The organism is Collinsella sp. LCP21S3_D3 (assembly GCF_052118305.1).
In the GTDB taxonomy this organism is placed as follows: domain Bacteria; phylum Actinomycetota; class Coriobacteriia; order Coriobacteriales; family Coriobacteriaceae; genus Collinsella.
The window spans coordinates 145,385-171,169 of the sequence record NZ_JBQKHK010000001.1; the positions used below are offsets into that span (position 1 = coordinate 145,385).

24 protein-coding genes are annotated in these 25,785 nt (G+C 61.4%); 15 read left to right on the forward strand and 9 right to left on the reverse strand.

What is annotated here, in order from left to right:
- Positions 1–31: 31 nt before the first annotated feature.
- Both ACTQ1S_RS00610 and queA read left to right on the forward strand, forming a co-directional pair.
- Positions 32–607, forward strand: a complete 576-nt coding sequence (locus tag ACTQ1S_RS00610; RefSeq protein ID WP_441546805.1) for an epoxyqueuosine reductase QueH — start codon at positions 32–34, stop codon at positions 605–607.
- A gap of 70 nt (positions 608–677) precedes the next feature.
- Positions 678–1,889: a tRNA preQ1(34) S-adenosylmethionine ribosyltransferase-isomerase QueA gene (gene queA / locus ACTQ1S_RS00615; RefSeq protein WP_441546863.1), complete on the forward strand. Its 1,212-nt coding sequence runs from the start codon at positions 678–680 to the stop codon at positions 1,887–1,889.
- Positions 1,890–2,288: 399 nt separating this feature from the next.
- On the opposite strand, the gene ACTQ1S_RS00620 is transcribed toward queA, so the two are convergent.
- Positions 2,289–4,061 carry a hypothetical protein gene (locus tag ACTQ1S_RS00620; RefSeq protein ID WP_441546806.1) on the reverse strand — a complete coding sequence of 591 codons (1,773 nt, stop codon included), beginning with the start codon at positions 4,059–4,061 and terminating at the stop codon, positions 2,289–2,291.
- A gap of 233 nt (positions 4,062–4,294) precedes the next feature.
- Here ACTQ1S_RS00620 and tgt point away from each other — a divergent pair, with 233 nt between their 5' ends.
- Positions 4,295–5,434 (forward strand): tRNA guanosine(34) transglycosylase Tgt, encoded by a 1,140-nt coding sequence (gene tgt / locus ACTQ1S_RS00625; protein WP_441014862.1) that lies wholly within the window; start codon positions 4,295–4,297, stop codon positions 5,432–5,434.
- 232 nt (positions 5,435–5,666) lie between these two features.
- Positions 5,667–6,425: a TIGR00730 family Rossman fold protein gene (locus ACTQ1S_RS00630; protein ID WP_154515782.1), complete on the forward strand. Its 759-nt coding sequence runs from the start codon at positions 5,667–5,669 to the stop codon at positions 6,423–6,425.
- Between the two features lie 187 nt (positions 6,426–6,612).
- Here the strand turns inward: ACTQ1S_RS00630 and ACTQ1S_RS00635 are convergent, their stop codons facing one another.
- Complete coding sequence (locus tag ACTQ1S_RS00635; protein ID WP_427719572.1) at positions 6,613–6,771, reverse strand: DegV family protein; 159 nt, start codon at positions 6,769–6,771, stop codon at positions 6,613–6,615.
- Between the two features lie 150 nt (positions 6,772–6,921).
- Between ACTQ1S_RS00635 and ACTQ1S_RS00640 the strand changes: the two genes are divergently transcribed.
- The 8 genes from ACTQ1S_RS00640 (at position 6,922) to ACTQ1S_RS00675 (ending at position 15,965) form a co-directional block, all read left to right on the forward strand.
- Positions 6,922–7,590 carry an HAD hydrolase-like protein gene (locus ACTQ1S_RS00640; protein WP_441546807.1) on the forward strand — a complete coding sequence of 223 codons (669 nt, stop codon included), beginning with the start codon at positions 6,922–6,924 and terminating at the stop codon, positions 7,588–7,590.
- A gap of 54 nt (positions 7,591–7,644) precedes the next feature.
- On the forward strand, positions 7,645–9,081 hold the full coding sequence (locus tag ACTQ1S_RS00645; RefSeq protein WP_427719569.1) for a M20 family metallopeptidase: 1,437 nt from the start codon (positions 7,645–7,647) through the stop codon (positions 9,079–9,081).
- 293 nt (positions 9,082–9,374) lie between these two features.
- Positions 9,375–10,310, forward strand: a complete 936-nt coding sequence (locus ACTQ1S_RS00650) for a phosphate ABC transporter substrate-binding protein (RefSeq protein ID WP_441083250.1) — start codon at positions 9,375–9,377, stop codon at positions 10,308–10,310.
- A 24-nt stretch (positions 10,311–10,334) separates the two neighbouring features.
- Positions 10,335–11,243: a phosphate ABC transporter permease subunit PstC gene (pstC, locus tag ACTQ1S_RS00655; protein ID WP_427795762.1), complete on the forward strand. Its 909-nt coding sequence runs from the start codon at positions 10,335–10,337 to the stop codon at positions 11,241–11,243.
- Positions 11,236–12,162 carry a phosphate ABC transporter permease PstA gene (gene pstA, locus ACTQ1S_RS00660; RefSeq protein ID WP_427795763.1) on the forward strand — a complete coding sequence of 309 codons (927 nt, stop codon included), beginning with the start codon at positions 11,236–11,238 and terminating at the stop codon, positions 12,160–12,162. Before pstC ends, pstA begins: the two co-directional genes overlap by 8 nt.
- Positions 12,159–13,031 carry a phosphate ABC transporter ATP-binding protein PstB gene (gene pstB / locus ACTQ1S_RS00665; RefSeq protein WP_427719562.1) on the forward strand — a complete coding sequence of 291 codons (873 nt, stop codon included), beginning with the start codon at positions 12,159–12,161 and terminating at the stop codon, positions 13,029–13,031. Before pstA ends, pstB begins: the two co-directional genes overlap by 4 nt.
- A gap of 297 nt (positions 13,032–13,328) precedes the next feature.
- Positions 13,329–15,188: an ABC-F family ATP-binding cassette domain-containing protein gene (locus ACTQ1S_RS00670; RefSeq protein WP_441546808.1), complete on the forward strand. Its 1,860-nt coding sequence runs from the start codon at positions 13,329–13,331 to the stop codon at positions 15,186–15,188.
- A gap of 6 nt (positions 15,189–15,194) precedes the next feature.
- On the forward strand, positions 15,195–15,965 hold the full coding sequence (locus ACTQ1S_RS00675; protein WP_441546809.1) for a Cof-type HAD-IIB family hydrolase: 771 nt from the start codon (positions 15,195–15,197) through the stop codon (positions 15,963–15,965).
- Positions 15,966–16,063: 98 nt separating this feature from the next.
- Here ACTQ1S_RS00675 and ACTQ1S_RS00680 read toward each other — a convergent pair whose 3' ends face one another.
- The 5 genes from ACTQ1S_RS00680 to ACTQ1S_RS00700 all read right to left on the reverse strand — a co-directional run bounded on the left by ACTQ1S_RS00680 (position 16,064) and on the right by ACTQ1S_RS00700 (position 21,775).
- On the reverse strand, positions 16,064–18,016 hold the full coding sequence (locus ACTQ1S_RS00680) for a heavy metal translocating P-type ATPase (protein WP_441546810.1): 1,953 nt from the start codon (positions 18,014–18,016) through the stop codon (positions 16,064–16,066).
- 98 nt (positions 18,017–18,114) lie between these two features.
- Positions 18,115–18,333: a cation transporter gene (locus tag ACTQ1S_RS00685; RefSeq protein ID WP_117583778.1), complete on the reverse strand. Its 219-nt coding sequence runs from the start codon at positions 18,331–18,333 to the stop codon at positions 18,115–18,117.
- A gap of 63 nt (positions 18,334–18,396) precedes the next feature.
- A complete protein-coding gene (locus ACTQ1S_RS00690) occupies positions 18,397–18,765 on the reverse strand; it encodes an ArsR/SmtB family transcription factor (protein WP_117794534.1) in 369 nt (122 codons plus the stop codon).
- Between the two features lie 411 nt (positions 18,766–19,176).
- On the reverse strand, positions 19,177–20,367 hold the full coding sequence (locus ACTQ1S_RS00695) for a hypothetical protein (RefSeq protein ID WP_147347836.1): 1,191 nt from the start codon (positions 20,365–20,367) through the stop codon (positions 19,177–19,179).
- A 439-nt stretch (positions 20,368–20,806) separates the two neighbouring features.
- A complete protein-coding gene (locus ACTQ1S_RS00700; protein WP_441546811.1) occupies positions 20,807–21,775 on the reverse strand; it encodes a 3'-5' exonuclease in 969 nt (322 codons plus the stop codon).
- 171 nt (positions 21,776–21,946) lie between these two features.
- On the opposite strand from ACTQ1S_RS00700, the gene ACTQ1S_RS00705 reads away from it, so the two are divergent.
- Positions 21,947–23,029, forward strand: coding sequence for a putative manganese transporter (locus tag ACTQ1S_RS00705; protein ID WP_441546812.1), 1,083 nt, complete (start codon positions 21,947–21,949; stop codon positions 23,027–23,029).
- Between the two features lie 132 nt (positions 23,030–23,161).
- Here ACTQ1S_RS00705 and ACTQ1S_RS00710 read toward each other — a convergent pair whose 3' ends face one another.
- Both ACTQ1S_RS00710 and ACTQ1S_RS00715 read right to left on the reverse strand, forming a co-directional pair.
- Positions 23,162–23,644, reverse strand: coding sequence for a YaiI/YqxD family protein (locus tag ACTQ1S_RS00710; RefSeq protein ID WP_154515742.1), 483 nt, complete (start codon positions 23,642–23,644; stop codon positions 23,162–23,164).
- Positions 23,645–24,247, reverse strand: coding sequence for an HdeD family acid-resistance protein (locus ACTQ1S_RS00715; protein ID WP_118099399.1), 603 nt, complete (start codon positions 24,245–24,247; stop codon positions 23,645–23,647). It abuts the gene before it with no gap.
- A 233-nt stretch (positions 24,248–24,480) separates the two neighbouring features.
- On the opposite strand from ACTQ1S_RS00715, the gene ACTQ1S_RS00720 reads away from it, so the two are divergent.
- On the forward strand, positions 24,481–25,152 hold the full coding sequence (locus tag ACTQ1S_RS00720; RefSeq protein WP_441546813.1) for a nitroreductase family protein: 672 nt from the start codon (positions 24,481–24,483) through the stop codon (positions 25,150–25,152).
- Between the two features lie 80 nt (positions 25,153–25,232).
- Positions 25,233–25,775, forward strand: coding sequence for a histidine phosphatase family protein (locus ACTQ1S_RS00725; protein ID WP_441546814.1), 543 nt, complete (start codon positions 25,233–25,235; stop codon positions 25,773–25,775).
- Positions 25,776–25,785: the final 10 nt, after the last annotated feature.

A 25,785-nucleotide genomic window follows, 5' to 3' on the forward strand; every position in this document is an offset into this window, starting at 1 on the left:
TATCCTGGGCAAAGATTGGGAGGAGATGTCCATGAAGCCGTTGCTGTTGCACGCCTGCTGTGCGCCGTGCTCGCTTGAGCCGGTTCGTCTGCTGCGTGAGGAGGGGTTTGAGCCCACGATTTGCTGGACCAACCCCAATATTCAGCCGCGCGATGAATGGCAGCGCCGCTTGGACGAGCTGCGCCGGTGGTGTGCCGATGGCGACATCGAGCTCATCGAGGCGGGGGAGGACCGCGAGCGCTGGGAGGCCGGCGTGGCCCCGCTGGGCGCCGATCGACCCCGTCGCTGTCGTGCGTGCTATGCCCTGCGCCTGGCCGAGGCATGCCGTGTGGCCCAGGAGTGCGGGTTTGAGTTTGTGGGTACGACGCTCGCCGTCTCGCCGTATCAGTTGTTCGAAACCTGCAACGATGTGCTTGAGCGCTTGGCGGCGGCACATGGTCTCATCCCGGTGATTCGCGATTTTCGCCCGTATTATCCCGAGGCCACGCGTCGTTCGCGCGAGCTGGGCATGTATCGGCAGAACTACTGTGGTTGCCGCTTCTCGGCCGTCGAGGCGGCCATGGACCGCGCCCGCATCCGCGACGAGCGCAAAGCCGCCAAAAAGTAGTTCTTTTGGGCTGGCAGCCTGCTAGGATGTAGAGCGGATTTTAGCTATATAAGGAGTATTCGACGTGTCTATGCGTACCGATGATTTTGACTACAACCTTCCTGAGGAACTGATTGCCCAGGCTCCTGCCGAGCCGCGCGACTCCTGCCGCCTACTGGTGGTGGATCGCAGGGGCTCCCAGGCGGGAACGCCACTGGAGCATGGCGGTACCGTTGAGCACCGCATCTTTTGCGACATCATCGACTATATCGAGCCGGGTGACGTGCTCGTCATCAACCAGACGCGCGTGATGCCGGCCCGCCTTATCGGTCGCAAGACAGGCTCGGGCGGCGTGGTCGAAACGCTGCTGCTCAAGCGCCGCGAGGACGTGGATCCGCTGGGTCATGTTTGGGAGTGCTTGGTCAAGCCGGGCAAGCGCTTAAAGCCCGGCGCTCAGATTGAGTATCGCGCCGGTGGTGCCCATGCGCCCGAGGGTGCTCCCGTGGTGCTGACGGCCGAGGTCGTCGACTTTGTCACCGATAGCCGCGGCGGCCGCCTGGTGCGTTTTGAGCCGGCCGGTTGCAATGCCGCCGGCGAGCCGCGTACGCTCGATGAGGCCATCCATGCTGCCGGCCACGTGCCGCTGCCGCCCTACATTACCGATTACGAGGGCGATCCCGAGAAGTACCAGACCGTCTACGCCATGAAGGAGGAGCACTCAGCTGCCGCTCCCACGGCGGGCCTGCACTTCACGCCCGAGCTCATGGCCGCTATCGAGGCCAAGGGTGCGAAGTTTGCCGCTGTCGAGCTCGAGGTGGGCATCGATACCTTCCGCCTAGTGGAGGAGGACGACCCCACGCAGCACGTGATGCACACCGAGCGCTATCACGTGTCGCAGGAGGTTGTCGACGCCGTGCATAAGGCTAAGGCCGAGGGGCATCGCGTGATTGCTGTCGGTACCACCGCAGTCCGCTCGCTCGAGAGTGCGTTTGACGCGGACGCGCCGGTGTCCGATCCGGCTGTGACGGCGCGCTATTTTGAGGGCCGTAAGGACGGGGCCGACACGCTCGGCCGTGGTGACATCGTGGCGCGCGAGAACGCGACGACGCAGCTCTACCTCATGCCCGGCTCGACCTATCACGTGGTCGACGCGCTGATCACTAACTTCCATGTTCCGCGCTCCACACTCATGATGCTCGTGAGCGCACTTGCTAGCCGCGACCAGATCATGGATGCCTACGCCGCCGCTATCGAGCAGCGCTACCGCTTCTTCAGCTTTGGCGACGCCATGCTCATTTGTTAGTTACGCGGTTCTACGAACCGCGTAACTGCTCGACGCTGCGCGGGCCGCATTTGGACAATCTGACGTTCAACTTCAAGGGCGCGACCAGAAGGTCAGCGCCCTTTCGTTTCACGTCACCTTGCCTCAAATGCGACCCGCTCGCTGTCGCTGGCAAAACATCGGCATTTCTTTGGTTGTCAAGAGATTGCCGTTCTGGCGGGTTTTCGCTGACTTCGCCAAAACATTGGCGTTGCCGTGGTTCAACCTGCCAAAAAGGGACAGGTTTATTTTGGCAGGTTTTATCTGGTCAAACGTTGTTGGTGCAATGGGGACTGCTTTATATGCACCAAGTTGGTGCAAAGAAGCCTGGCCCCTTTGCACCAATCAAAACGTTGCGGTGAGTGTTTTTTGGCAGCTGGTTTACTTGCTCGCGAACAGCCAGATCAGGACGATCACGAGGATTACGGTGACAATGCAGACGATTGCGCCGGTGAATTTGACGCGTGAGTCACGGGTGCGCTCGCGCACGTCGTTCTCGGCGGCTTCGAGCTGAGCCACTTCGCGCTCGGTTTCGGCACGCTCGTCCTTATCGCGAGCCAGGGAGCCCGCGAGCGATTCGGTGATCTCGGGGTGGTTGTGCACCTCGGTCGCCTGCTCGATGATCGACTGCGCATGCGCGACGTCCGCCTGGGCATTGGCGATAGCCTGCTCTTGCTCTTGACGCGCTTTGTCCTCGGTGACGATCTTCTCGCGTAATTCGCGCTGGCGCGTTGCAGCGGCCGCCTTTGCGGTCTGCAGCTCGTCGCGCGCGGCATCGGCCTCGGCCGTCACGGCCTGATGGGCGCGCTTGGCGTCGGCGATGGGGGCTTGCGCCTGCTCGACGGCGTGCTCGGCGGCTGCGAGCGAGTGCTCAAGATCGGCGGTGATGCGCGGGACATCTTCCTCGGCTTTACGCAGGGCATCAGCCGTGTCGGAGATCTGCATCGAAAGCTCGCTGGTGCGCACCGTATAGTTGGCAGGATTTGCCGAGGGATTGCGCTGCAGCTCGGCATACTCACGGCGCAGCGTCTCGAGCTGGGCGCGCGTGGCGTTGACGGTTTGTTGTGCGGCCGCAATGCCGGCGTCGCGCTCGGCCTGTACCTTGTCGCGGATGCGCTTGGAATCCTCGAGACGTCGTACGAGGCGGTTACCGGTCTCGCGCGAGCTGGCTTCGCGCGCTTCGACGGCATCGAGTGCGGCTTTGAGACGCCGCTCGGTGGCGTCGTCCTCTTCTTTTATTTGTTCGAGCTGCGCTTTGAGCTCTGTTGTCTTGGCGGCATGGGTATCGCGGCCGATTTCTGCCGCCGCAGCGGTCTTTTGAGCCGTGGCGATTGCCTGGCGCTGGTCGGCGACAATCTGGTCGTAACGCCCTGCGATATCCTGGCGCGTCTCGAGCTCCTCGCCTTGATCGGCGATGCGCTGCTCAAGTTCGGCCAGGTGGGCACGAGCGTCCGCGAGCGCCTTCTTTGCGGCGTTCATCTCGCGCATGGCAGAGGCGCCCTGGGCGATAAAAGTGCCTACGGCGTTTGCTGTATTTGAGACGGCGGTTCCCAGATCGCGGCTGGCTGCAGGGGCGTGTGGAGCGGTCGGGTGACCGGCGTCGGCCGTACCCGCATCGGACGCCTGCGACGTGGCGATATTGCCGGTGCCGCCCTCGATCACGGAAAAGCCGGCAGTGTGCGGGTCAACTGCATCTGCGCCAATTGTAGGGTGCTCGAGCTGTAAGAACGAAGGTACGGTGCTGCCTTGGTCGGCAACGGGGGTCTCGCCAGGCACGAAGGTCGATGCGGCCTCGGCGGCCTTCTCTTCTTCGGCGTCCACATCGGCGTCGGCCACGGCGTCTTTCATCGCTTTGACGGCATCCATCATGGAGTCCATGACGGCATCGAGCTCTTCTTCCGAAGATACCTCGATGGGTCCTGCCGCCTGTGGCGCGGGGTCCGCGTCGGGCTCGGCGTCGTTCGACTCCGGTTGCTCGCCTTCGTCATGCTCGACAGTATCGCCTGTGTCTGTTGCCTTATCCGCACCGGCGTGCGCATCATCGGCGGATGCATCGACGGAAGCGGCGACGCAGGTAGGAGTGCTGCAGTCGTCGGTGACGTCTGCGGAATCATCAATATGCTGCTGAGTCTGGGGGTCCAGCTCGTCTGTCATAGGCATGTGCTCCTCATCGTTGTTTGTCACCCTATGATAAAGTCTCGCGCCGGCATCCCGCGCGCCGCAGCAAAGTTTCAAAACGTGTTCGATGGCTCGCTTGGATAGCAAAAATACGGCCGCTATATTCAGTTTGCGCTTGACATTCCCTTCTCCGAAAGACGTTATGCCGTTCGCCTGCCGCGGTCTTTATAATGGTTTGCGTATGAACCGCAACCAAGGAGTTCCAGTTTATGGACCAGAGCCTATTTAAATTCGACCTGATCGCCGAGGATCCGACGACGCATGCGCGTGCCGGCGTGCTGCACACTCCGCACGGCGACATCGAGACGCCGATCTTTATGCCCGTGGGCACCAAGGCAAACGTCAAGGGCATCCCTGCCGAGACTGTCAAGCAGCTCGGCGCCCAGATCGTGCTCGCCAATACCTATCACCTGTCCATGCGTCCCGGCGAGGACACCATCGCCGAGTTGGGTGGTCTGCACAAGTTTATGAACTGGCATGGCCCCATCCTCACTGATTCCGGCGGTTTCCAGGTGTTCAGCCACAACGACGCCGTCAAGCTCACCGACGAGGGCGTGCGCTTTATCGTCAACGACTACGACGGCCGCCACGTGTTCTGGACGCCCGAGGACAACATGGAAATCGCCATGAAGCTCGGCTCCGACATCTGCATGCAGCTCGACCAGTGCCCGGGCTATCCCGCCACGCGCGCCTACGTTGAGCGCGCCGTTGAGCTGTCGAGCATGTGGGCCGAGCGCTGCTATAAAGCTCATACCCGCGACGACCAGGCGCTCTTTGGCATCGTTCAGGGTGGCATGCATCTGGACCTGCGCCTGCGTTCGCTGCGCCATCTGGAGGAGTGCGGTGACTTCCCCGGTTACGGCATTGGCGGCTACTCGGTGGGCGAGGACCACGAGACCATGTTTGAGACGCTGGCACCGCTCGCGAGCGAGTACATGCCCAAACATAAGCCGCGCTACCTGATGGGCGTCGGCAACCCGACGACGCTCGTGCGTGGTGTAGGCGTGGGCATCGACATGTTCGACTGCGTGCTGCCGACGCGCACCGGCCGCATGGGGACGGCGTTTTCGAGCGAGGGTCGCCTTAACTTCCGCAACGCCCGCTTTGCGCACGACGACGGCCCCATCGATCCCACCTGTACCTGCCCGGTGTGCACGGGCGGTTACAGCCGTGCGCTCATTCGCCACATGGTCACGCAGAAGGAGATGCTCGGCGGCATTTTGCTTTCGATGCACAACATCTACTACCTGCTCAACCTTATGCAGCGTGCCCGCCAGGCCATTATCGAGGGCCGTTACGGTGCGTTCGTGAGCGACTGGATGAACAGCCCCGCGGCAGTGGATTACTAAGAGCTGCGGGTGCGCTTACGGGGGCGCTCGCGCGGTGTCGAGGCTACGTGCCAATCGACCGTGCGTAGCCGGCGCCGGGCATCGCATGCGTCGGCATCGGTTGCACGACCTCTGACCGATGCCTTGCAAGCGCTTGATGCATCGTGGGTACATACCGAATGGTTGATGTTCGGGCGGGTGTTTGACGTATGGCGTCGACCCCGCCCGTTTCTATTTTCGATAGGAGTATCCCATGATTAAGAATGAGAACGTCGAGGGCGAGCCGGCCTACGACGAGACGTACCGACGCGGCCCCGTGGTTATGCGCGGCCCTATGATTCCTAAGGACAACACCTACGCCAACCTGCTGGCGCCCGAGGACTCGACTGACTGGTTGCACGCCGACCCGTGGCGTGTGCTGCGCATTCAGGCCGAGTTTGTCGATGGCTTCGGCGCGCTTGCCGAGCTCGGGCCCGCGGTGACCATCTTCGGCAGTGCCCGTACGCCCAAGACCGATCCGCTCTACAAGGCGGCGCGCACGGTCGGCCGCAAGATCGCGCAGCGCGGGGTGGCGGTTATCACCGGCGGTGGTCCTGGCATTATGGAGGCGGCCAACAGGGGAGCGGCGAGCGCCAACGGCAAGTCGGTCGGCTTGGGTATTGAGCTTCCGCACGAGCATGGGCTCAACAAATACGTGAACCTCGGCATGGACTTCCGTTACTTCTTTGTGCGCAAGACCATGTTTGTCAAATACAGCTCGGGCGCCATCGTGTTTCCCGGTGGTTTTGGTACGCTCGACGAGATGTTTGAGGTGCTCACGCTGGTGCAGACGCACAAGGTCAAGCGCATGCCGCTTGTTTTGGTGGGCAGCGAATACTGGCAGGGCCTGTTCGACTGGCTCAACGGCCCGGTGATGGATGCCGGCATGATCAGCCCACTCGATCCAGACCTCGTCCACATCACCGATGACCTCAACGAGGCCGTCGATATTGTCCTGAGCGGGCTGATGTAGGGTAGGTAAAATGGGACGGGGCTAAAAAGACTGGTCTGAAACGTTTGATATCAGTCTTTTTGGCCCCGTCCCAAATGAACTGCTTCTAAGTTGCGGTGGAATAGGGATTGGTTGGCGACGATGCGCTTGGCGCCACGACCCTTTTTGATCGCCTTGATCTCGCCCGATTTCCACCCCGGCGAAACGGTCAGGCGAATATTGAGCATCTGCGTGAGCTGGCCTGCACCTGGTCGAGCAAGTCTTCGCCTTCGATAATCACATGAAGTGGAATCACGTAAATGCCGAGCTCTTGGGCGCGGGCGGGGGAGATGTCCGACGTGGAGTCGGTTATGATGGCAAAAGACATAATTGCACCTTTCGTTGGGGCGCTTGCGCGCCGCCTTCTGAGAGCAAAGTGCGACAAGTATAGTAGAGTCGCTCCACATTGCTAGGTTCAATTGTTGAATAGTCAACAGTTTGAAGTGTCGGTGTGGAAATCTTCAACTGGGGAAGAGGGATGTCGATGGAGGCTCTGGAGATATGCAAGCGGCCGGTCGTGCTGTTTGATTTTGACGGCACGGTGGCCGATACGGGCCGGGCGGTGATGACCTCGACGCGTAAAACGCTGGCTGCGCGCGGGTTTTCTGAGGCGCAGATGGGTGACCTGCGCCGCATGATCGGGCCTCCGTTGTGGAAGAGCTTCCACGACTTTTACGGCTTCTCGCGCGAGGAGTCGCTTGTGGTGGCCGACGAGTACCGTGCCTTTTTTGATGAGCTGGGACCGGAAGAGTACCCCGTGTTCGATGGAATTCCCGAACTGCTCGATGGCCTGGCCGCCCAGGGGCATCACTTGGCCGTGGCGACGTCGCGCATGGAGGCAAAGTGCATCGACATGGTGGGCGAGCTGGGGCTTTCGCAGTTTGAGGCGGTGGTCGGTATGAATCCGCCGCAGGGGCGCGAGACCAAGGCCGATTCGGTTCGCGATGCCCTGGCGGCGCTCGGCGCGACGGCGGACGATGCCGTGATGATCGGCGATCGCTTTAACGATGTGGAGGGCGCGCACGCAAGGGGCGTGCCGTGCATTGGCATCTATTCGGGCGCGGCGGTGCCGGGCGAGCACGAGGCGGCGGGCGCCGATGCAGTGGTGCACTCGGTGGCCGAGCTTGCTAAACTTTTCGCCATCTAATGACGTTATGCGAGGGGCGGGTGTGGCCGTCGCTCATTGGTAAGGAGGACGTCCATGAATCAGGTGGAGCAGAGCGTTACCGAGTATGTCGACGAGATCTGGGAAGATGTCGTTGCCGATATCGAGCAGCTGGTGAGCTATCCGTCCGTGGCCGTTGCTGCCCATGCGGAGCCCGGTGCGCCGTTTGGCCGCCCGGTCCGTGATGCGCTCGATTGCGCGCTCGGCATTGCGCAAAAGCTCGGCTACCAGACGAGCGACGACGAGGGCTATGTGGGCATCGCCGACATTCCCGGCCGCGGCGATAAGCAGCTTGCGACCATCTGCCATGTGGATGTGGTGCCCGCCGGTCCCGGTTGGAACACCGACCCGTTTGCGATGGAGCGCCGCGAGGGCTGGCTGCTCGGTCGTGGCGTGATCGACGACAAGGGCCCGGCCGTGTTGTCGCTCTACGCCGGTGCCTACCTGATCAAGCACGGCATTGTGCCGCGCTATACCTTCCGCGCGCTGCTGGGCTGCGATGAGGAAGTGGGCATGTCCGACGTTCACCATTATCTGGAGAACCATGCAGACCCCGACTTTTTGTTTACGCCCGATGCCGAGTTCCCGGTCTGCAATGCCGAGAAGGGCCAGTTTGGGGCGACGTTTGTGAGCTCCAAGATCGACGGCGGGCGCATCGTATCGTGGAGCGGTGCCGAGGCGAGCAACGCCATTCCGTCGCAGTCTATCTGCGAGCTCGCGATTGCCGCCGATGAGCTGCCGGCGCCCGTTGAGAACGCCGACCGCCTGGAGATCACGGCGCTCGATAACGGGCATGCGCAGATTTTCGCCCACGGTATTGGCGGCCACGCTTCGATGCCCGAGGGAACGATCAATGCCGTCGGCCTCATCGTGGCGTATCTGCGCGAGGCCGAGGACGCGTTTGGTGCACGCGACGAGCGCCTGCTGACGCCCGCCGAGCACGAGTTTGTCAAGTTTCTGACCTTTGTACATGCGGATGCCTATGGTCACGGCCTGGGTATCGACGCGACGAGCCCGGCGTTTGGCCCGCTCACGTGCAACCCCGGTGTTATCCGTGTGATGGATGGCCATATTGAGCAGGTCATCGACGTACGTTTCCCCGACAGCACAAGCGCCGATACCATCTGCGAGCAGCTCGAGCCGCTCGTGGGCCGCTTTGGCGTGACGTGCCGTGTGGGTCGTGCAAAGGTGCCGTTCTCGGTGTCCGCCGACGATCCGGCCGTGAAGGCGCTTATTGATACCTATAACGAGTTTACGGGCAAGCATGCCGAGCCCTTTGCCATGGGCGGCGGCACGTACGCACGCAACTTTGCCCGCGCCGTGTCGTTTGGCCCCGAGGAAACCGGCCTGGAGCTGCCCGCATGGGGCGGCCAGATGCACGGCCCCAACGAGTGCGCCAACGAGGAACAGCTCAAGCAGGCGCTCAAGATCTATATTGTTGCGATCCTCCGTTTGAATGAATTAGAGCTTTAAGGTTACGCGGTTTCCTAATCTAAGTTGCGATGGAATAGTTCCTAGAATGGGCCATTTGATGGCCAAGCAGGAACTATTTCACCGCAACTTTGTTTTTATTGGTGTAAAAGGCGGGCCATGCTTGGGGGCGGGTTTGTTATTCGTCTGTAAAGCCGAGTCGCGCTTGCGGTAAGGGTTTATCAAATGCCCGTAAGAAACCGCAGTTGGCGCGGGCGCCGCCCGATCGAGGCAGTATCTTTCCAAACAGCAAAGCGGGCAGGGTGCCCGCGAGTCGCATGTATGAAAGGAAGATTATGCTCGATCAGGCTTATTCTCGTCGTCAGTTCCTCGGCCTCGCTGGTGGTCTTGCCAGCTTCGTGGGCCTCGGCCTCGTTGGTTGCGGCGGCGCAGGCGCTTCCAACGCCGCCGACAAGGGCAGCGCCGCTGCCGAGTTCGTCTCCGGCGAGGTGACCTACGACGGCGCCTCCTCGTTCCAGGCTCTCGTCGAGGCCGCTGCCGAGAAGTTCATGGACGCCAACCCGGACGTCTCCGTCTCTGGCTCGGGCAACGGTTCGGGCAAGGGCCTGACCGCCGTTGCCGCCGGTACCGTTACCATCGGTAACTCCGACGTCTTCGCCGAGACCAAGCTCGAGGCCGACCAGGTCAAGAACCTCGTCGACCACGAGGTCGCCGTCGTGGGCATGGGTCCCGTCGTCTCCAAGAACGTGAAGGTCGACGACTTGTCCCTCGAGCAGCTCAAGGGCATCTTCTCCGGCCAGATCACCAACTGGAAGGAGGTCGGCGGCGACGACGCCACCATCGTCGTTCTCAACCGCAAGGCCGGCTCCGGCACCCGCGCCACCTTCGAGGCCGCCGTCTTTGGTGACGAGGCCGTCGACTTTAAGGGCGACGCCGAGCTCGACAAGTCCGGCGACGTCCAGACTCAGATGGCCAGCACCGACAACGCCATCTCCTACCTCGACTTCTCGCACTTCGACGACTCCAAGTTCAACGCCATCAAGGTCGAGGGCGTGGAGCCCAAGAGCGCAAACGTCACCGACGACTCCTTTAAGATCTGGGCGACCGAGCACATGTACTGCGCAAAGGACGCCGACGATGCCACCAAGGCCTTCTTGGAGTTCATGCTTTCCGACGACGTCCAGGGCAAACTCGTCGAGGAACAGGGCTTTATCCCTGTCTCTGCCATGAAGGTCGTCAAGGACGCCAGTGGCAAGGTCTCCGCTAAATAAGTAATCGCCCCGGAAAGGTTTGCAATGGCAAAACAGCTGCCAAAGCGCGACCTTGAGAACGTGGGCCTGGGCGTCACGGGCGCGTGCGTAGCGCTCGTGACGCTTGTCGTTGCCGCGCTCATCTTTATGGTCGCCCAAAAGGGCCTCTCGGCTTTTCTCAAGGACGGCGTTTCGGTCGTCGAGTTCTTTACCGGCACCAAGTGGGACCTGGCCAACACGGCCAAAAACGGCCTGCCCTATACCGGCGCCCTGCCCCTGATCGTCACCTCGTTTGCGGTCATGGTGCTCTCCACGCTTATCGCGCTGCCCATCGCCATCGGCTCTGCCATCTTTGCGGTCGAGATTAGCCCTAAGTTTGGCTCCAAGGTGTTTCAGCCGCTTATTGAGCTTTTGACCGGCATTCCCTCGGTCGTCTTTGGCCTGGTCGGCTTTCACGTGGTCGTCGGTCTTATGAAGAGCGTTTTCCACGTGAGCACGGGCCTGGGCATCTTGCCCGGCGCCATTGTGCTGGCCGTCATGATCTTGCCGACGATGACCACCCTTTCGGTCGATGGCCTGCGTGCCGTGCCCGATAGCTACCGTCAGGGTTCGCTCGCGCTGGGCTACACCCGCTGGCAGACCATCTGGCACGTGGTGCTCAAATCCGCCATGCCGTCGCTCATGACCGCGGTCATCCTCGGCATGACCCGCGCCTTTGGCGAGACGCTCGCCGTGCGCATGGTTATCGGCGGTATCGAGGCCATGCCGACGTCGCTGCTGTCGCCGGCCTCCACCATCACCACCACGCTCACCACGTCTATGGCGGTCTATGCCGAGGGCTCGGCCCAAGACGACGTCCTGTGGGCGCTCGGTCTGCTGCTGATGGGCATGAGCCTCATCTTTATCCTGATCATCCACCTTATCGGCCGCAAGGGGGCGAAGGCTCGTGGCTAGCACGCGCATTCATATCGACGAGGCGAGACTCAGGCGCGTCCAAAAGCAGGACCGTATCGCCACGGGCGTGCTGACGGCAATCGTCGCCATCGTCATGCTCATCGTCGTCTCCATGGTGGCCTATATTCTGTTCGAGGGCATCTCGACGCTGTTCCAGCCGGGATTTCTCACGCAGCCCGCGCGCGCCAACGGAACCCAGGGCGGCGTGCTCTATCAGCTGTTCGACTCGTTCTATCTGCTGCTGATCACCCTAGGTATCTCGGTGCCCATCAGCTTGGGCGGCGCGGTTTTCCTGGTTGAGTACGCGCCGGACGGACCCATCCGCGACATCGCCTCCACCGCCATCGAGACGCTGTCCTCGCTGCCTTCCATCGTCGTCGGCATGTTCGGCTTTCTGGTGTTCTCGGTGCAGCTGGGCTGGAAGTACTCCATCATCTCCGGCGCCGTCGCGCTCACCATGTTCAACATCCCCATCCTGGTGCGCGTGATCCAGCAGGCGCTCGAGGACGTGCCGCAGGCCCAGCGCGATGCGTGCCTGGCCATGGGCCTCACCCGTTGGGAGGCCACGCTGCACATCCTGATCCCCGAGGCCATGCCCGCCATCGTGACCGGTATCGTGCTTTCGGCCGGCCGCGTGTTTGGCGAGGCCGCGGCGCTGCTCTTTACCTCGGGCATGAGCTCGCCGGTGCGTCTGAACTTCTTGAGCTTTAACCTGTCGAGTCCCACTTGCGCCTGGAACGTGTTCCGCCCCGGTGAGTCGCTCGCCGTGCACATCTATAAGATCTACGGCGAGGGCAGCCCCGAGGCACAGCAGATTGTTTGGGGCACCGCGGCACTGCTGATGATCTGCGTGCTGCTGTTTAACGTAGTCGCCCGTATCGTGGGCAAGCAACTGGCAAGGAGGATGACGGCCGAATGAGCGAGATAAATGCAACGCCCGCAACCGAGGCGGCCGCGTCCGAGACCCAGGACTTTTTGTCGAGCGTGGGGGAGAGCGAGAAGCGCGTGCGCGTAAGCGGCAAAGCCGTGAGCGACGAGGTCGTGCTTTCCACCAAGGATGTCAACGTGTACTATGGCGACCACCATGCGCTGCACGATACGTCGCTCGACTTTCACAAGGGCGAGATCACGGCGCTCATCGGGCCTTCGGGCTGCGGTAAGTCGACCTTTTTGCGCAGCCTCAACCTTATGAATCGCGAGATTCGCGGCTGCCGTGTGGAGGGCGAGATCAACTACCGCGGGCGCAACGTGAACACCAAGACCGAGAACACCTACGAGCTGCGTCGCTCCATTGGCATGGTGTTTCAGCAGCCCAACCCTTTCCGCAAGTCCATTCGCGACAACATCACGTTTGCGCCCAAACGCCACGGCATTACTGACCGCGACGAGCTCGATCGCATGGTCGAGGAAAGCCTGCGCGGCGCGGCGCTGTGGGACGAGGTCAAGGACAAGCTCGACAAGAGCGCCTACGCGCTTTCGGGCGGCCAGCAGCAACGCCTGTGCATTGCGCGCACGCTGGCGCTCAATCCCGATGTGATTCTGTTTGACGAGCCCTGCTCGGCGCTCGACCCTATCTCGACGCTGGCAATCGAGGACCTGATGTCATCGATTGTTGCCGATCGCGCCATCGTCATCGTGACGCACAACATGGAGCAGGCGTCGCGCGTGTCCAACCGCACGGCGTTTTTCTACATGGGCGATATGGTCGAGTACGACGAGACCGACGAGATTTTCCAACGGCCCAAGGATAAGCGGCTGAATGATTACCTCACCGGCATGTTCTCCTAGTCCGGGACATGCTTGAGGCCCGCGGCGGCCATGCTTGCCGCGGGACTGATTGGAGAGGCGGGTCATCTCTTGCGGGAGATGGCCCGCCTTTTTGTGTCGTGTGCGGCCGTCGACCTACCAAAAAGGGACAGGTTTATTTTGGCAGGTTTAACGTTTTACCACGGAGTGCCCTTGGACTGCTCTGACGTTTGCCCAGATAAAACCTGCCAAAATAAACCTGTCCCTTTTTGGTAGGTTTTGGGGTGGGGCTCGCTGCTATCATGGACAACGTTGAATTTCTACGAAGGAGCAGGGCATATGGCGATTCTTTTGGGATGCGATTCCGTCAGCCTAGAGTTTCCCACCAAGCATATTTTCGAGAGCGTGACGCTCGGCGTGGACGAGGGCGACCGTATTGGTATCGTCGGTAAAAACGGCGATGGCAAGTCGACGCTGCTGAGTGTGCTCGCCGGCACACTGGAGCCCGACGACGGCCGCGTGACGCATCGACGCGACACGACGATTGGTTTGCTCGGCCAAAAGGACAACCTGGTCGATACCGACACCGTGCATCATGCCGTCGTCGGCGACACGCCCGAGTACGAATGGGCGTCGAGCCCGCGTACGCGCCAGATCCTGGCCGGCCTTATTAGCGATGTGCCCTGGGAGGGCACGGTGGGCGAGCTTTCGGGCGGTCAGCGCCGCCGCGTGGACCTCGCGCGCCTGCTGATCGGCGACTACGATGTGCTCATGCTCGACGAGCCCACCAACCACCTGGACATGCGCACCATCAACTGGCTCGCGCGCCACTTAAAGGCCCGCTGGCAGCGCGGCCAGGGCGCCATGCTCGTGGTCACGCACGATCGTTGGTTCTTGGACGAGGTCTGCACCAGCATGTGGGAGGTCCACGACGGCCAGGTCGACCCCTTCGAGGGCGGCTACTCCGCATATATCCTTCAGCGCGTAGAGCGCGACCGCATGGCCGCCGTTACCGAGGAGCGCCGTCGCAACATGGCGCGTAAGGAGCTCGCATGGCTGAGCCGCGGCGCACAGGCGCGCTCCACCAAGCCCAAGTTTCGTGTGGAGGCCGCTCGCGAGCTCATCGCCGACGTACCGCCCGTGCGCGACGAGCTGGAGCTCAAGCGCCTGGCGGTGAGTCGCCTGGGCAAGCAGGTTATCGACGTGGTCGACGTGGACGCCGGCTATGCCGATACCGACGGCGCGCCCAAGCAAGTGCTCTCCGACGTGACCTGGCTCATTGGTGCGGGCGACCGCTATGGTCTTTTGGGCGAGAACGGCGCCGGCAAGTCCACACTGCTCGATGTGATTCAGGGCAAGATCGCGCCCCTGCGCGGCCGCGTGAAGATTGGCCAGACGGTGCGCTTTGGCGTGCTGTCGCAGCAGCTCGAGGAGCTCGAGCCCTACATGGGCGACACGATCCGCGAGGTGCTCAGCAACTACAAGAAGTACTACGTTATCGATGGCAAGGAGACCTCGCCCGAGAAGCTCTGCGAGCGTCTGGGCTTTACGACGCAGCAGCTCTGGAGTCGTATCGGCGATCTTTCGGGCGGACAGCGCCGTCGCCTATCGCTGCTGCTGACGATCCTGGACGAGCCCAATGTGCTCATCCTGGACGAGCCCGGCAACGACCTGGATACCGACATGCTGGCGATTGTCGAGGACCTGCTCGATGGTTGGCCCGGCACGTTGATTCTGGTAACGCATGACCGCTTTTTGATGGAGCGCGTGACCGACCAGCAGTGGGCGCTGCTCGACGGCCACCTGACGCACATGCCCGGCGGCGTCGACCAGTACCTGCGCCTGTGCAATGCCACCGCCGAGGGCGAGCCCGTGGGTGCGCCGAGCGCCAAGACCGGCACGTTCGACACCGGTGCCGCGGCAGCTGCGGCCGAAAAGCCCAAGGCGAGCGGTCAGCCCAATGGCCTTTCCAACGCCGAGCGCCAGAAGCTCCGCCGCGAGGTGAGCTCGCTCGAGCGCAAGATGGAGACGCAGCGCGCTCGCGTGGAGGAGGCCGAGGCCGCGATGGCTCAGGTCGACCCCACCAACTACACGGCGCTGGGCGAGCAACAGGCAAAGATCGACGAGGCTCACGCCGCTATGGACGAGCTGGAGATGGCGTGGCTCGAGGCGAGCGAGAAGCTCGAGGGCGAGGAGTAGACGAGGATGATCAAAGCCGCGTTTTTCGATATCGACGGCACGCTGCTGAGCTTTAAGACGCACCGGATTCCGGCGTCGGCGCAGCAAGTGCTCGACAGCTTTCACGAGCAGGGGATTGCGTGCGTGATCGCCACGGGCCGTCCGACCTACCAGATGCCCGATTGGCTGTTCGATCTTGGTTGGGATGCGTACATTACGCTTTCGGGCCAGCACTGCTTTGATGCCGAGGGCGTTTACCGCAGCTGTCCGATTGATCCGGACGACGTTGCAGTGATTGTGGACCAGGTGGCCGAGGGGCGCTATGACTCACTGTGCATGCAGGGCGAGAACTCGTTTGTGAACCGCCTGTCCGAGCGCGTGGTGACGGCCGGTAACAACGCGGGAATCGTCTATCACGAGGAGCCGTTTGAGCACGCCTTCGATGCGCCGGTTTACCAGTTCTGCGCCTTTGTGGATCCTGCCGACGAGCATATCGTGACCGATGCCGTGTCGCATTCGCTCACCACGCGCTGGTGCGACCTGTTCTGCGACATTATTCCGGCCAACGGCGGCAAGGACCTGGGTGTGGCGGCGACGCTGGAGCGTCTGGGCATCGACGCGAGCGAGGCGATCGCCTTTGGCGATGGCGAGAACGACCTGTCGATGTTTGCCGCCGTGGGCACGAGCGTGGCCATGGGCAACGCGCAAGACACGGTAAAGGCTGCGGCGACCTACGTGACGACCGCCGTGGACGACGACGGAATTTACAACGCCGCAAAGCACTTTGGGCTGCTATAGCTGCGGCTCGGCACTTGGGGACGTTCCTTTTCTGCCGGCAGTTGGGGACGCCCCTTGCGCGTGGTGTGCCGCGTCGCCCGGCCGGACAGCCACGCATGCTACAGGTTCTTGACACCCATCGCGCGCATGGCGTTCAGGATGGCGATGATCGCCACGCCCACGTCGCCGAACACGGCGAGCCACATGTTGGCAATGCCCAGTGCCGCGAGTACCAGAATCAGTAACTTAATGCCCAGTGCAAAGATGATGTTCTGCCAAACAATCGTCATGGTCTTGCGAGCCACGCGGATTGCACGGGAAATGTTGGACGGCTTGTCGTCCATGAGTACAACGTCGGCGGCCTCAATCGCGGCGTCGGAGCCCATGGCGCCCATGGCAATGCCCACATCGGCACGGGTGAGCACGGGCGCATCGTTGATACCGTCGCCCACAAAGGCGAGCTTGCCCTTGCCCGATTCGGTCGCCAGCAATGCCTCGACGCGCTCGACCTTGTCACCTGGCAGAAGCTGCGCGTGAAACTCATCGACTCCCAGCTGATTGGCCACGGCGGCGGCCACTTCCTCGCGGTCTCCCGTGAGCATGACGGTACGCTTGACGCCGGCGGCGTGCAGCTCGCGAATCGTTTGCTCGGCATCGGCTTTGACGGTGTCGGCAATTACGATGTGACCGGCATAGACGTCATCGACCAGCACATGGAGGATAGTGCCGACGACCTCGCAATCGGGCGCTTCGATGCCGACCGCGGCGAGCATCTTGGCGTTGCCGACGACGACGTGCTTGCCGTCGATGTTCGCCGTCACGCCATGGCCCGCTTCGTTGGTGGAGTCGCATACACGCTTGGGGTCGAGTTCGCCCTGGAAGGCGGCGCGCACCGACTGCGCGATGGGGTGGTCGGAGAACGACTCGGCGAGGGCTGCGACTTCAAGCAGCGATTGCTCGGTATAGCCGCCCTCGGGGTGAACCGCGACGACCGAGAACGTGCCGTTGGTGAGCGTGCCGGTTTTGTCGAAGACGACGGTATCCACATCGGCGAGCGCCTCGAGGTAGTTGGAGCCTTTGATGAGAACTCCCAGCTTGGACGCGCCGCCGATGCCGCCAAAGAAGCTCAGCGGCACGCTAATCACGAGTGCGCACGGGCAGCTGACGACGAGGAAGGTCAGGCCGCGCAGGATCCAATCGGACCAAGCGCCGGTCACCAGGCCGCCGCCGAGCGCGAGCACCGCTGCCGCGCCGGTGACGGCGGGCGTGTAGACGCGGGCGAACCGTGTGATGAAGTTTTCGGTGCGTGCTTTCTTCTCGCTGGCGTTTTCCACAAGCTCCAGGACGCGCGCGACGGTGGACTCGCCAAAGGGTTTGGTGGTGCGCACGCGGATAAGACCCGTCATGTTGATGCAGCCGCTGATGATATCGTCGCCGGTCTTGGCGGTACGGGGGACTGACTCGCCGGTGAGGGCGGCGGTGTCGAGCTGTGTCTCGCCATCGACGATAACGCCGTCGATGGGCACGCGCTCGCCGGGCTTGATGACAATGACGGTGCCGACGGCGATGTCATCGGGAAAGACCTGCTCGAGCGTGCCGTCAGCCTGCTCAACGTTGGCGTAATCGGGCGCGATGTCCATCATGGCGCTGATCGATTTGCGGCTCTTGCCCACGGCGTATGCCTGGAACAGCTCGCCGACCTGGTAGAACAGCATAACGGCGGCGCCTTCGGCCATGTGCGGGTCGGTATCGGGGAAGAGCACCGTGGCAAACGCGCCGATGGTCGCGACGGCCATGAGGAAACTCTCGTCGAAGGCTTTGCCGCGGCGGATGTTGCTGAATGCCTTTTGGAGCACGTCGTAGCCGGCAATCAAAAACGGCACGAGGAACAGCACAAAGCTGGCGTAGATGTTGCCTGGGGTGCCGAATGCGGCGGTGAGGGCGCCGAGCTCATCGAGGGCGTACACCACGACAAAAATACCCAGCGCTACCAGGATGCGGTTGCGTTTATGCTCGAGTGACTCTTTTTTCTTGTGCTTCTTCTTTTTCTTCTTGGGGTCGGCGGTGGCCATGACTCAATCCTCCCATTTGAATGTATGAACATCCACTCATATAACATCGAGACAAAGGCCGCGACAAGCGCGGCCTTGCGTATCAGCGTATGCGCAGGCTAGAGAATGATCTCGCAGTCCGGCTCGGCGTCGGCGGTGAACTCCACGACGCGATCAAGGACCTCGTCGAACTCAGCGTCGTCGGCTTCGAGCGTCAGCTTCTGAGTCATAAAGTTGACCGAAACGGATTTGACGCCCTCGAGCTTGGCGAGTTCGTCCTGAAGCTCACGCGCGCAGTTGGCGCAGTCGATCTCGTCGAGCTTGAACTGCTTTTTCATGATGGGTTCCTTTCCCTGTATTTGCGGCTTGGGTGCAGACCGCGCTGGTACCGTGGTTGGTCGCTATTCGCAGATGTGGCTCATGCCTTGGTTGAGCATGGTGTAGACATGATCGTCGGCGAGCGAGTAGAGGATATTGCGCCCGTCGCGCCGGAATTTAACCAGGTGCGACTGTTTGAGCGTGCGCAGCTGGTGCGACACCGCGGACTGCGAGGTTGCGGTCGCCTCGGCGATGTCGGCCACGCAGAGTTCGCGGCCCATGAGAGCGTAGAGGATCTTGATACGCGTGGTGTCGCTGAAAACCTTGAACAAGTCGGCAAGGTCGTACAGCAGCTCCTCGTCGGGAAGGTCCTCGGGCGAGCAAGTGGTGGGGATGTCGGGCACGATGGTGGTGTCGATGTCGGTCCTTATTTCATCGGCGTGTTCGCTCATTGCAATATCCTTTCATATGAACATGTGCTCATATAACTTACTTCCGAGTATATGAGCGCATGTTCATATGTCAATATAATTTGCGAATTTTTTTGCTGTCGATTGGCCCCAGAGGCGGCTAAGGGCATTGGTTGGTGCTGATAAGGCCGCCGATGCCAACGTGGGTACCCTAGCGACGTGCAAAAACGGGAGTTTTCAGCATCGACGAGGGGTTATTTATTGCATGATACAGCGTCGTTTGCCGCCACAGGGCTTTACTGGAGTGCAAATGGCAATAGATATTCCCCAGCTGTTGCCTAACTTACATCGAAAACAGCGGCTTCGGTGCAAAATGGGGCAATTCGGCCGCCCTCGGATACTCGGCTCTGCTGAAAACTCCCGTTTTTGCACGTCGCCGGGGTACCCACCCTGTCAGTCCGCCTCTGTTCTGGCCCCGTACACCCTGCCTTCGGGTGTGGAGGTGCTTGTTTGGGCGAACTCCGGGCAATCTAGCTCGATGACTTGCATGTCGTCGATGGCCGGGACATTGTTGATCGTCGGGTCGTCCAGCGAGATGCCCTCGAGCACTGCGCGCTCGAGCTCAAGTGCATTACCCTGCGCTGCGTCTTGACGGAGGAGCTCCTCAATACGCTTCTTTTCCTCGATAAATCTCCTGAGCACAAATTGTCGCAGCTCTTCTTGCTTGATTGCGAAATCTTTGGGCAGGCGCGATGGGCGAATGCCCTCCTTTCGCTGGATTGCCTCCATAACCCTGGCGAAGGCGCTGGCGTGCATAAAGGAATAGCGACTGACGGTAATGATTCCGTAGCCCATGGACGCCAGCGCGTTCTTGCGCTCTTCGTCAATGGCGCGGTCTTCTTCGGCATCGTGCTGAAATCCGTTGTATTCGATGTCGGTTCGGGATCGCTTGAGATATGCATCCATATAGAACTTTTCGCGCCGCGTGAGATTCTTTGCAGCAGCTGTGACCTTTACTTCGTAGTCGGTCTCGATCTCGCTAATGCCAAGACCGCCCTCGCGCCTGGGTAGCGTGAGCATCATGACAAACGCCGTTTCCATCGGCGATCGGCATCCGTCCCGCACGCATTGGATGGCTTTTCGGGCAAGTTCGAGGCCCTTGCAGTCGATGAGGGAGTTAAAGAAATGTTTAAGGCTCGAAGTCGAGGTGAGCGCGAAGCGCTCGGTATAGGATGTCGAGGCATCGTGCCCAAGGGAATAGGCGCCACACAGTTCGAAGTAGTACTCCACAAGTTCTCGAAAGGGAAGATAGGTTGCGGCCTGAAGCGCACAGAGTTCGACGCCGACAATATAGATGTCGTCGGCAAGCTTGATAAAGCGCGAGCCCGCGAATCGCTTGGATGATACGTGGCACTTGCAGCCCGTCATGCTGCGCACGTTTGCGCGCTCGAACACCGTTGTATCGAGCGGGGCATCGTTATCCAGAGCGACGTTGTGCCTGGCGAGCCAGTCGGCGGCAGAGTCGAGCAGCTCCTTGCTGGGGCGCGCCCCGTAGATCTTGGCAGGGCTGCAGGGCTCGGTGCCAATTGCGGATACCGAGTATGCGGCTTGGTAGACCGCTTTTGCCGTGTTATGTGAAAGCACGATACTCATACAGATAGCATGGCAGACCAGGCGGCGGGGTTCGCAATGAATGCCAAGGCAAAATGGCGCGGCATAACAAAAGCTGTCCAAGCGCTTGACGCCAATGATGGAGAAAGATGCTATTTGGAGCATTGTCGCAGCTCGCTGACTACGCAGACCTCCACAACTGATGCTGGTCAGCATCGTTTTGATGCAAAGGCGGCGTCAACAAAAATGTGCAATTTGGCTTGAACATGCGCAGATGAAGTTCTTGGTTATGCGGCGGCTAGACATCGGGGGCTGGAGGGCCGCGTTGTACGGCGCGAAAAACGGGCCGATATCCGCTTGGACATCGGCCCGTTTTTGCGTCGCTTGAGGGAGGCGCCTCAGCGTGTCGCTTTTGCGCGGGGCGCTATGGTCCGGCAAGTATTGCTCGCGAATGGCGCCTCTGCTTGGCAATCTACTTGGCAAACAGGTTCTTGAGGTTGAACTCGGCCTGCACCGTCCGGAGCATGAGGTCGGTGTCGTCGAGGCCCAGGTGCTGCTCGTTGGCGTCGGGCGCGAGGGTGCCGCGACGGCGTGCCCAGTTCTCGAGTGCGGCGGGTGCGGACTCGCGGGGGAGCGAGCGCACGTCGGCGTCCAGGCTGCGGCAGATCTGGCGCGAGTCGATGACGATAATCTTGCCGGCTCGGCGCGCCTCGGCATAGCCGTCCAGATGGATCTTGAACCAGCTGTCCTCAAAGGCGGCGTTGTGCGCCATGTACGGGTATTTCTTCATGAGCTTGAGCAGCTGCTTTTGCAGCTCCTTGTTCTCGCGGAAGGGCGTTTTGCCGTCGATGTCGTCCCAGGTGATGTGATGGATATTCGACAGCGGCACATCTTCGCCGCGGTAGATATCGGGCAGGCCGCAATAGTGTGCCTCGGCGTCGTGCGGGACGGCGTCGCTGGTGAGCTCCATGATCTCCCAGCCCACGTTGATGATGTAGCCGCGCTCGGGTGCACGGCCGGTGGTCTCGATGTCGATGCCGAGCACCGTGCCCTGGATGGGCTTGCGGGCGTACGCCACGCCGAGCGCATCGCGGTCGCCGCGGATCTCGCGCATGACGGACGCGGCGGTGCGCTTTTGCATCTTGCCGATGGCGGCGCAGGTATCGGCGTCGGACAGACCGCGCGAAAGCGTCACGGGCGTCACGTTGCGCAGGCGCGCCTCGCCAATCTGGTCGCATAGGTCGCGGTTGCGGTCGGCCAGGTCGCGCACGGTGGCAAAGTCGAAGCCAGGGTCGCCCTCGGCGGTAAAGTACTCGGTCTCGAGCACCTTGAGGGCCTCTTCGCCTTTTTGACGCTCGGATTCCATGGCGCCGTGATCGCCATAGATGAACATGGGGATAAACGGCTGGCGCTCGTATTCGAGTGCTTGCGAAACGTTCATATACTGCTCCTTGGACGGGCCGCGTCATGCGGCTCGGGGTCATTGAGATGTGGCGAGATGATAGTTTACCACATGCAACTATTGGCATCACGCCTAGGACAACTACAATACCCTAGTTGACCGCTAGGACTTTTACAATGCTGCCGAAAGACACGAAAGGTTCCATCCGTCATGGATTTGCTGATTGATATTTTGCTCGACGCCGGCAAGGACACGCTCTCGCTGGTGCCGTTCTTGTTGGTGACATATCTGGCCCTCGAGACGCTGGAGCATGTGGCGGGCGATCGCGTCAACGGCGCCGTCAAGCGTGCCGGCGCCGCTGGCCCCGTGGTTGGCTCGTTGCTGGGCATGGTGCCGCAGTGTGGCTTTTCGGCGATGGCGGCAACGCTGTACGCCGGTCGCGTCGTGACGTTGGGCACCCTGGTGGCGGTGTTTCTCTCGACCTCCGACGAGATGCTGCCACTGCTGCTTGCCGAGCAGGTTCCCGTGCAGACTATGGCGATGCTTTTGGCTTCGAAGGCGCTGATCGCGCTGGTCACGGGCTTTATCGTAGATGCCGCCATTCGCGGTCTGCGTCGCAACGCCCGTGCTCATGCGGCGATCCGCCGTACCGTGTTGGGAACCGCTGCCAATCCGGCGCACGTTAACTGCGCGCATGACGATCACAGCGGCGGTGACATCATCGACGAGGTGGCCGAGGCGGGCGTGAGCGCCGACCACATCCATGAGCTGTGCGAGCGCGACCATTGCGGTTGTGATGAAGACGAGGCCGACCGCGACCACGGACATGGCCACGACCACGGACACGAGGGCGAGCACGAACACCACCACGGTCACTCCCACTCACACAAAGGCGCGCCTGTCCTGTCGATTATCCGCAGCGCGATCTCGCACACCGTGCAGGTTTCGGTATTCATTTTTCTGGTGACGCTGATTCTGGTCGCCGTGCTCGAGACCTTCGGCGAGTCCGCGATCGAGCAGTTCCTGCGCGGCAACGAGACGCTCGCTGTCCTGGGTTCGGCGCTTGTCGGCCTCATTCCCAACTGCTCGGCGAGCGTGGTCATCACGCAGCTGTATCTGGAAGGCGCGCTGCAGCTGGCACCGATGCTCGCCGGCACGCTCATTTCTGCCGGCGTGGGTTACCTGGTGCTGTTCCGCACCAATCGCAGCGCTCGCGAAAACGCTGTGTTCCTGGTCATGATGTACGTCATCGGCGCGGGCTGGGGTCTTATCCTTTCCGCCTTTGGCCTCTAAGTAGATGTTTGAGGTATCCCGTAAAAACTGGGGCATGCCTCAAACATCTACCGCCATGACCGGCGTTGGATGCGCGCCAATCGCCAAAACAAAAAGGTAGATTTTTAGGCATGTCCCAAAAATCTACCTTGGTTAGCGCAGCAGGTCGGTGAGGTTGCGCTTAAAGCGGGCGCGGTCTTCGCTGGTGAAGGCTGCCGGTCCACGGGTGCGACCGCCGGCGCGGCGTACTTTCTTTTCTTCGTGACGAATAAACAGCTGCATATCGATGGTGGCTTTGTCGTACACGCGCCCGCGCACGCCGATGGCGGCGGCATCGCGACCGAGCACCATGCTCGCCAGGCCAATGTCCTGTGTCACGACCACATCGCCTGCCTGCAGACGCTCGATAATGGCAAAGTCGGCGCTATCGGCGCCTACGCTCACGTCGAGCGTTGTGACCCAAAAGCCACGTCGCGCGTGCTCGGCATCGCGCGGGTCGTCACGGCGAATGTGCCGCTCCAGGTTTTGCGTGCTGTTGCCGGCGACAACCACGGCAACACCCGCCCGTCGCGCGCAGTCGATCGACTCACGCGTGACCGGGCAGGCGTCGGCATCAATAAACAGCGTTCGCGGCATCTAGTGCACCAGCTTGCCAAAGCGGATAGCGCGAATAACTAGCGTCACGCCAAACACCAGGAGTGCAGCGCCGGTAAAGATGACGAGCATCTTTGCCGACCACAGCGGATAGATGAACACGAACACGCCGGCGATGATGGAGAGCGCGCCGCTCAGGATGGCGAGGGCGCGGTTGGAAGAAAGCTCGGACTCCAGAATCGACATGATGCCCTCGACAATCCAGCCAAAGCCGGCCACGACCACCACAAGCGTGCTGAGCGTCGCGGTCGAAAGCGCCTGGTTGCGCAGGATCACCACGCCGCCCAAGATGATGAGCAGGTTGGCGAGGATGCTCGTGACGCGCCAGCCGGCGGGCAGCAGCGGCTCAAAAATGGCGGTGAACAGCCTGACGCCAGCCGTGATCACAAAGTAGAAGCCCAGTACGGTCGTCAAAAAGACGAGGGTCTTGGCGGGTGCAAACAGCAGCGCGATGCCGGCGATGAGCGCGATGACGCCCGTGGCGGCGTAGATCCAGCGCACGGCTTTAATCGCCTTGCCTGCCATGCTTTTCTCGTCAAATCCAAACAGACTCGATTGCTGGTCGTCATTCTTAAAGATGCCCATGAGGCCTCCTTTCCGTGCGGCGTAAGCCGCGATCGTTACAACCAGTATCGCCTAAAGGCGCTGGCGTATGGGCCGGGGAGGGCGAAACGCAACTCAAAGGCCCCGATTTGTTTCCGTTGTTCCCCACGTCGCGATTTTCTATTCAACAGGTGTAGAACATTGCAGCTCTGTTCGTTATTGCCTGCGTTTTAGGTTAGATTTTCCTAAGAACAATTGGCTTTTTGGGGGTCCCTATGAACGAAGCAGTTCCCGTGGTGCCGTCGAGCGCCGAGTCGATGGCAAAGCAGGGTTGCGAAAAGCTTGGTCTGGATGCGTTTGATGCGCTGGTCCGTCGCGCCCGCACATGCCGCCGTTTTGACGAGTCCATGCGCGTGCCGCGCGAGTTTTTGCTCGAGCTGGCAGAGCTGGCGCACCTGGTCCCCTGTGGCGCCAATGCTCAGCGCTTGCGTTTTCATGTGGTGAGCGGTGCCGAGGACTGCGCTCGCGTGTTTGACGAGCTCGCATGGGCCGGGGCGCTCAAGGACTGGCCGGGTCCTGTCGAGGGCGAGCGTCCGACCGGCTACATTGCAATTCTTGCCGAGCGCACCGTTCCCGGCAAACCCGCCGCGCCTATCACCGAGGTCGACACGGGCATCGCGGCTCAGACGATGATGCTCGCCGCGCGCAGCGCAACGCCCGAGGTGGCGGCTTGCATGTTCAAGGCCTTTACGCCCCGCGCGATCGATGCGATGGGGCTCGATAACGACAAGTACGAGCTCAAGCTGATCATGGCTTTTGGCGTGCCGGCCGAGACCCAGGTTATCGACGCGATCGATTCCAACCCCGACGGTTCTATTAATTACTGGCGCGACGAGGCGCAGGTGCATCACGTGCCCAAGCGTCCGCTTGCCGACGTGCTGGTGTAGTTGCGTCGTTGCGGCGCGATCCGGCGGCAAACCACCACAAAGGTGCCTGTCCCCTTTGTGGTGGTGCGAGGGGAGGGCGTGTGTCCGATCTGTATTTGGTTCGGCATGGGCAGACCGAGCTTAACGTGCAGAACATTTTGCAGGGCTGGCAAGACTCGCCGCTCACGGAGCGCGGGCGCGAGCAGGCACTGGCGACGCGCGCGGCGTTTGAGGCGCGCGGCATCTCCTTTGACCACGCGTATACGTCTCCGTTGGGTCGGGCGCGCCACACGGCCGAGCTGATCGTTGGCGAGGATCTTCCCATAGAGCCGGTCGATGATTTGCGCGAGTGGCGCCTGGGCACGCTGGAGGGCACATCAAATCGCGATATGCCGCCGCAGCCCTGGGGCGATTATCCGGTGGCCTTTGGTGGCGAGTCGGAAGGCGAGCTTCGGGCGCGCATGGTCGCGGCGCTGTCCCGTATTATGGCCCGACCGCAGCACGATTGTGTGCTTGCGGTCTCTCATGGCTCTGCCTGCCAGGAGTTTCTTAGATGCGTGACCGGCGGGGGAGAGCAGCCCGACAACGGTGCCGTGCTTCATTTTGGCTATTGCGACGGGGCGTTTTCGCTCCTTGATTGGTAACGAACGAAAG